We start from the raw sequence: 1907 nt of genomic DNA on the forward strand, positions 1-1907 counted from the left end.
CTCCAGTAGAATGGAAGTTAATTCGTTGGGTGAGTTTAGGGGGAATTCCAGGTATTTTTATGGGAACAGCTTTTCTGGCTCCTTTACTTCCTCCCGAAGTCATAAAAATTTCATTTACAATGATGGTGAGCAGTTTTGCCCTCATTTTAATTCAATTAAATTTAACTAAGACTGAACGTAATTTTACGATTGAACACTGGGGTAAACGAGAAAAAATTTTATCTCTAGTCGTCGGAGTAATGGGCGGTATGATTAGTGGGTTAGTTGGGAGTGGAATGGATGTTTTTGCCTACTCTGTAATGGTGTTACTGTTTGGTTTGTGTGAGAAAGTTAGCACTCCAACTTCAGTGATTTTGATGGCAATTAATGCCGTCACAGGCTTTTTAATTCATAACTTTATCCTGGGGGATTTTGTCACTCCCGTCAGTAATTATTGGTTAGCAGCGGTTCCGGTTGTGGTAGTGGGTGCGCCAACCGGAGCAATTCTTTGTAGTCTTATGGAACGCCAAATGGTGGTTGGGATTTTGATTAGTTTAATTGTAATTGAATTGCTGACTTCTTTACTGTTGATTCCGCTCACGACATCCGTAGTTTCGGCTGGATTGTTTGCCCTGATTTTATTTACTTCATTTTATTATCTGATGTATCGCACAAAACTGAGACGCGCTTAATTGAGTGATTCTAGGTTTTATCATTAAAAGTGAAGCATCAGTGGGAGTAAACACAATCGTGTGTCCTCCCACTTGAGGTTCCCCTTTGACAAAACGGTACAACCGGGAGCAGGGTAAGAGATTTCAGCAGCCCCCTGCACTATAGTTCATTAATGGCATCAGCATAAGCCATTGCTGCTGTTTCCCACTTCGGCAAATTACTACTAATCTCAGCTAATTGTTTTTCTTTCAAGCCACCCATTACCTTCTCGGCTGCCTCCCTGGGCTGATCAGGGTCAACGGTAATGATGGCAGACCCCCCCGCTTCCAAACCAGCTTGATTCCCTTGAGATACCACCACAAAGCGACCAAATGATGCCGCTTCGGCAATCGGTAGTCCAAATCCCTCCCGGTCAGATAGAAACACTACCGCTGTTGCCTCTCGATACCATTGAGCCAGAATGCGATCGCTTATGTGGCCATGATACTGAACCCAAGGCAAGCTCTCAATTGACTTGAGGAATGCTTCACCGCTAGCTTGGGTGGAAGTATTCATCCCTCCCACTAAATGCAATTCCCAAGGTTCACCACTGAGCTCTCTGAGTTGAGTGGTTAATGCCACAGCTTCCGGTAAACGCTTAGCAGCTGGATCGATCCGACCTACGGATAACAAGAATGGACCAGTGGGAGCAGGAATTGAGACGGTCGGTAACTTAGCTAGGGCTGAGTCTACTCCATTGGGAATAGTTTTCAGCTTCTGTTGAAGCCTTGGGTTAGGGCGAAAGTGTAGCAGGTCATTCTCGGTAGCTTTGCTGACGACTATAATCTGCTGGGCAAAACGAATCGAGGCATCCAGGTAAATTAGCGATCGCAAAGCCGTTTTTATGCGATCGCCATACTTATTAGCCGCTTTCCATTCATTCACATCATGAAGCACTGCAATAGTAGGTGGATGCCACGGCAGAACGATCGGGTTAGATAGCCAGACAAGAGCCTCTACTCCTGCTTGAGCACAATACCCATTCAAGCGAGTCGCCACCCAACCATACCGCTTAGCTGGGGAGTAATCCAGCGGTGGTAGGATATTAACACTATCTGCCAACTCCTGTAGGGTAGGGGTATTCTCAAACGCATTCGGAGAAGCCAAGATTTTCACCTTAGTGCCTCGGCTGACCAGTTCCTCAACTAGAGGTGGTAGTAATCGATTTAGATACTGCCCAATGCCTAAGCGAGGACCAAGGTAATGGGCAATTAAAG

2 protein-coding genes are annotated in these 1907 nt (G+C 45.5%); one reads left to right on the forward strand and one right to left on the reverse strand.

All coding sequences use genetic code 11. The annotated features are described in order from the left end of the window. Positions 1 to 671: sulfite exporter TauE/SafE family protein (locus F6K37_RS40165; RefSeq protein ID WP_287256860.1), on the forward strand; the 671-nt coding region annotated here is incomplete at its 5' end. 139 nt (positions 672 to 810) lie between these two features. Here the strand turns inward: F6K37_RS40165 and F6K37_RS40170 are convergent. After that, on the reverse strand, positions 811 to 1907 hold a 1097-nt coding region (locus tag F6K37_RS40170; RefSeq protein WP_287256862.1), incomplete at its 5' end, for a glycosyltransferase.

It is taken from the genome of Moorena sp. SIO4E2 (assembly GCF_010671945.1).
Classification (GTDB): Bacteria; Cyanobacteriota; Cyanobacteriia; order Cyanobacteriales; family Coleofasciculaceae; genus Moorena; species Moorena producens.